Source organism: Acinetobacter sp. NIPH 284 (assembly GCF_000369425.1).
In the GTDB taxonomy this organism is placed as follows: Bacteria; Pseudomonadota; Gammaproteobacteria; order Pseudomonadales; family Moraxellaceae; genus Acinetobacter.
Map to the genome: position 1 here is coordinate 1 of NZ_KB850023.1, position 5,201 is coordinate 5,201.

The following is a 5,201-nucleotide window of genomic DNA, read 5'->3' on the forward strand; positions in this document are numbered from 1 at the left end:
CGTTGAATCAAAGCAATACGCTCTTTTGTATCTGAATTTCCACGTTTATTGAGCAATGTCCAAACAATAGGTATCGCTATTCCACGATAGACGATGGCTAACATCAAGATATTGATGTCTCGTTTTCCCCATTTCCAGTTGGTTCTATCCAAAGTTAATTGGACTTTATCGAATGAAAATATATTGAAAATTGGTGGTGTTTCAAAAAGTATGCTGACATTAAATGAAGCCATTATTGATGTAAAAAAGGTTAAGTCGAAAGCTTTAAAATGGTTTTCAATCTTTTTTGAAAAATTACGACTCCTTCTAAAACCGCGCCTAATTCGATGCCTTATTTTGCAATTATTACCTTCAATGCCTACAGTAAAAAATTTACCAATACTTTGCTTGCAGTTTTTAAAAGCAGTTATGAAACTGTCCCAATGATCACTTGCAATTCGGGTGTAGTGAATACCTAATTGTTTAAGCTTTGTCTTCAATCGTTGAACTGTAGCTAAGTCTCTTTTACCCCAAACATAAGCAACAATCTCACCTGTTTCTCGATGGAAGGCGTAAATAAGCCATTGTTTATTATTCTTATTTCCCACAAAAGTCCAAAACTCATCAACTTCAAGAGACTCATAATGACTTTGTTTAGGCTGAATTTGGTAGGTCGATTCGGTTAAAGTACGTAAAACTTTACCGATACTGATTCGCTCAACTTCAGCGATATCTCGTATACCACTACCTCTGACCATCAACTGTAATATTTTTCGAGTAATGCCTGAATTACATCCTAGATAGCTCAGAGCATGGTCGCCAATAAACTGACGTTTACAGTCTTTACACTGATAGTTTTGTTTCCCATCTACTTTGATGCCATTTTTCTTTATACTGTCACTGAGGCAGGTTGGACATTTGATTTCTAGAGTTATTCGCATTTCTCTATTTTATTAAAATTCAACCTGCTTTGTTTCAGCATACTTTTTGAAACACCACCTGAAAATTAACTGAGAAATTTGACGATAATCGAAATACTGATCTGCAAAGAAACGTTGTACACGTCGATAAAATGATTGTGGTAAGCACGTGATGGGTAAGGCTTTAGATGCAGAAGAAAGGTTACATGTCTGTTTTACAATTAATGCCAGCATAATCAGTGTAAAACATTTTAGATGTGACTTGTTCCACTTTAGATATTTGTTTAAGATGAGATGTAACTCATTGAAATGAGTCATCATATTCGTCGTCAGAAAACAAGTATTATGCCATTATTTCAATGAGTTATCTTTTTTGTCATGTACAAAGATAAATTTACTCAATTAAAAAAATAGTGTAGCAAGTTGCTACACTATTTTTTACTTTATTTCTCTAACATTCGTTTTAGGAAAGTTTCTAATTCTTGTAAATTTTGATCATCAAATTGTCCGATTTTTAAAGATACCTTTAATGTATTATGGTCAAATTTGATATTACCAGCAACTTTCCCACCATATTCAATTTTATGTACAATTGAGGTTTGAATAACTTCTTTGGTTTCTCTTGACTTAAAGATTTTTTCAGCTAGTGATGCCAATTTTGTCTGTTCAACTTCTTTGTTAAGCAATTTTGACCATGCTTCGAATAATGCTGCTTTAGCATATTCATGGTTTTCTTCATGATCTGATAGAAACTTTTTCACTGCTGTAGCAGCGGTCCTTGCTAATAATGACGGTTGTTTTTCCAAATCTTCAATCAACTCTCCAGGTAATTTTTCAAAAGATAAATATTTATACATATCTTCACGATTCATACCTAATGACTTTGCTAACTTCTGCTTATTTTTTTTTAATTCTTCATCCAAAGAAGTTAATCCAACATATATTTCATAATCTGTCAGATCTTCTCGCTTTAAATTTTCAGCTAATGTTAATAAAGCAACTTCTTCATCTGATGCATCAATAATGATTACTTCAATGGTGTTCTTATTGAGAAATTGGTGGGCTTTCAATCGTCTTTCACCAGCAATCAACTCATATTTATCATTTATTCTACGAACTGCAATTGGTTGTAATAGTCCAATTTCCTCAATTGATGCTGCTAAATCTTCAATATCTTGTTGATTAAAGAGTTTTCGAGGCTGGTTAGGGCTAGCCTGAATATCTGTAATTTGTACATTACGTCTTAGCTCTTTGACATCGTTAATATGCTCTTTTTGGGCATGTTGATGCTTTTGAGTATTTTGCTGAAGACGTTTAGCCAATAGCTCTTTATTACTTACCATAGTATTTCCAGAATTATATTATCCGACACGCCGAACAATTTCTTGTGCTAAAGTTTCAAAAGCTTTTCGAACTTTTGAGTTTTTATCAACAGATAATAAAGGTTGTTGCAAAATTGCAGCTTGATTAACCTTAGTGCTCATTGGAATTGTGGTATGCAATAATTCTCCAACTTGATTAAATGCTTCATCTTTTATTAATTTACATACATTCTGACGCTCATCATGTTTAATTAATAAAGCACCTAAGAGTTCTAATTCAGGGTTAACTCTTCTAATTTTACTTAAATGATTAATTAAATCAGTAACCCCATAGAGACCGTATTGTGAACCAGATTCAATTGGAACAATAACATGTGTCGAAGCGGCTAAAGCATTGCTGGTTAGTAATTTTAAGCTCGGAGGACAATCAATAAGAATGTAGTCATATAATCCTTCTAGAATTTCCAATTTATTTGAAAGTTCCTCGGATGGTCTTGGTGCATCATCTTTCAATTGATCTTCAGTTTTACCAAGAGTTAATGAGCCATATATTAAGGAAACATTTTTAAATTTTGTTTCTTCTTCTAATGCTTCCGATAATAGACTTATATCACCAATAAGTAATTCAGCTGATGTAGTTTCAACTTCGCTAGGGTGTCTTAATCCTATATGTAAACTTGCATTTGCTTGTGGATCTAGATCAATTACTAAGACTTTATTTCCCAATTCGGCAAGTTCTGAAGCGAGATGTACTACAGTAGTTGTTTTCCCGCAACCACCTTTATGATTAGCTACAGCAATGATTTTAGTTGACATATTTGTCTTAAGGAATTTACTTTGATTTCATTTAATATAAAGATATTTGTAGCAACTTGCTACAGTTCCTTTGTCATATTTTTATCTTTTAAATTCAGAAGATGTAGCAAAAACATTTCTTAACTTTTTTTAAAAATATAGCTAGCTAATTTTAATTAGTATTAATTAATATTAATTAGTTAATTATAATTAGACAGATTTTATTTGTTTAAAAACAAATATATAGAGTTTTTAAAGTGGAAGGCGTGTCACTAATAAGTGGAAAGCCTGTCATTGATAAGTGGAAGGCCTGTCACTGATAAGTGGAAGGTTTGTCACTAATAAGTGGAAGGTCTGTCACCGATAAGTGGAAGGTTTGTCACTATGGTGGAAGACTTGTCATTGTTATTTATTTTAACGTGGATTTTTTAGTTTAAAATAATATAATTCAATTACTTATAATGTTGATAAGTTTGTTTTTCTTAAAATAAAGGTGGAAGACTTGTCATTAGATGTTTTGATGTGGTTCTAGGATTTTAGACCACGTCTATAAGTGATAATCTACTCCCCAATAAGCATGGGAAATGCTTGTTTTTGGAGTCAACCATGACACGAAGAAAACGTCGTAATCATTCAGCAGAGTTTAAAGTTAAAGTTGCTCTCGCAGCAATTAAAGGCGACCACACACTCGCTGAACTTTCTACTCAATTCGATTTACATCAAAACCAAATCATCGATTGGAAAAATCAACTGCTTGAGCAATCAATCAATATTTTTTCACGACCAACAGCACAACAAGAACCTGAGATTGACCTCAAAGCTCTACATGCCAAGATAGGACATCAGGCATTGCAAATTGATTTTTTAGAAGGTGCGCTCAGAAAAATAGGGCAGCTGAGCGGCAAAAAATGATCGATAAGACCCATCAACTTTCGGTACGACAACAATCGCAATTGATTCAAATCAATCGCAGTACGTTGTATTACAAGCCCAAAGAGATTTCATCAACTGATTTGAGTTTGATGCGTCTGATCGATGAAATTCATCTCGACTACCCATTTATGGGCAGTCGAATGATACGAGATATGCTACAGCGTCAAGGACATCAAATAGGTCGGCGTAAAGTCCGACGTTTAATGCGCTTGATGGGAATACATGCCTTGTATCCAAAACCCAATACCAGTAAGCCTAATCTTGCACACCGTATTTTCCCATATCTGTTGAAAAACATGGTCATCGCTCACTCTAATCAAGTCTGGTGTACAGATATCACATACATTCCTATGACTAAAGGCTTTGTCTATCTGTGTGCAATTATAGATTGGCATAGTCGTAAAGTACTGGCTCATCGTGTATCGATCAGTATGGAAACAGACTTTTGCATAGATGCGTTGCAAGAAGCAATTGTGAAATATGGTTGTCCAGAGGTGTTTAATACAGACCAAGGCAGTCAATTCACAAGCGAGGCATTTTTGAATGAGTTAAAATTGCGAAATATCAGTATCAGTATGGATGGGAAAGGACGGTGGAGAGATAATGTGATGATTGAGCGATTATGGCGCAGCTTGAAGCATGAGGAAGTCTATTTGAAGGCTTACGATACGGTTAAACAAGCGAAACAATCAATTGCTGAATATTTGGATTTTTATAACACGATACGTCCTCATTCAAGTTTGAATAAGGCAACACCAAATGAATTTTATGATCAACATTTACTAAAAGTAATGGCAGCATAATTTAAATATTTAGAGCGGATTTATCACTTATAAAACTGAATTGAGTGGTCTAATTAACGGAACCACATTAGTTTTTTATTCTGTGGATAAACTATTTGTATAAAATTTAACTCTGTACACGACAAATTTCATAGAGCCCTTGTCCTATCAGGCTTTTTCTTTCTTAAAATTGCTAGCACTTTCTTAAATTCTTCTTTTTTTCCAAAACCAATCAAACGTAGAATAGCCATTTGAACATAGTCCAAACCGTATCGAAATAAACTTACTGAAAGTCGTCCATGCTTCTTTATTTTTATCGCTTTTTTTCGATCATGTTGCCATTCACCTGTTAAATAGCACCAACAGAAACCGATCGCTAGCACTGCTATCAATTTCTTGACTCGTCTAGGGTCTGTTAAACGAGTATTTTCAAGATTGAATCCACGTCCTTTGAGACAACTAAATAAGGT

The 5,201-nt window shown here is 34.0% G+C and carries 4 protein-coding genes and 3 pseudogenes; 1 reads left to right on the top strand and 6 read right to left on the bottom strand.

What is annotated here, in order from left to right:
• The 5 genes and pseudogenes from F908_RS15170 to F908_RS15190 all read right to left on the bottom strand — a co-directional run.
• Positions 1 to 191, bottom strand: a pseudogene (locus tag F908_RS15170) (IS4 family transposase); the annotation flags it as partial.
• A 28-nt stretch (positions 192 to 219) separates the two neighbouring features.
• Positions 220 to 920 (bottom strand): IS1-like element ISPa14 family transposase gene (locus F908_RS15175; protein ID WP_414635031.1). Its coding sequence is split into 2 segments (ribosomal slippage): positions 220 to 248 and positions 248 to 920, totalling 702 coding nucleotides; the frame shifts between segments, so codons are not numbered across the junction.
• Between the two features lie 60 nt (positions 921 to 980).
• Positions 981 to 1,217 (bottom strand): annotated as a pseudogene (locus F908_RS15800) (IS4 family transposase); the annotation flags it as partial.
• A 125-nt stretch (positions 1,218 to 1,342) separates the two neighbouring features.
• Positions 1,343 to 2,242, bottom strand: coding sequence for a ParB/RepB/Spo0J family partition protein (locus F908_RS15185; protein ID WP_005166156.1), 900 nt, complete (start codon positions 2,240 to 2,242; stop codon positions 1,343 to 1,345).
• 18 nt (positions 2,243 to 2,260) lie between these two features.
• On the bottom strand, positions 2,261 to 3,037 hold the full coding sequence (locus F908_RS15190; protein ID WP_005166158.1) for a ParA family protein: 777 nt from the start codon (positions 3,035 to 3,037) through the stop codon (positions 2,261 to 2,263).
• Between the two features lie 585 nt (positions 3,038 to 3,622).
• Here F908_RS15190 and F908_RS15805 point away from each other — a divergent pair.
• A protein-coding gene (locus F908_RS15805; protein ID WP_155756589.1) for an IS3 family transposase occupies positions 3,623 to 4,752 on the top strand; the annotation gives its coding sequence in 2 pieces (ribosomal slippage) (positions 3,623 to 3,875 and positions 3,875 to 4,752; 1,131 coding nt in all).
• 128 nt (positions 4,753 to 4,880) lie between these two features.
• Here F908_RS15805 and F908_RS15205 read toward each other — a convergent pair.
• A pseudogene (locus F908_RS15205) lies at positions 4,881 to 5,201 on the bottom strand (IS4 family transposase); the annotation flags it as partial.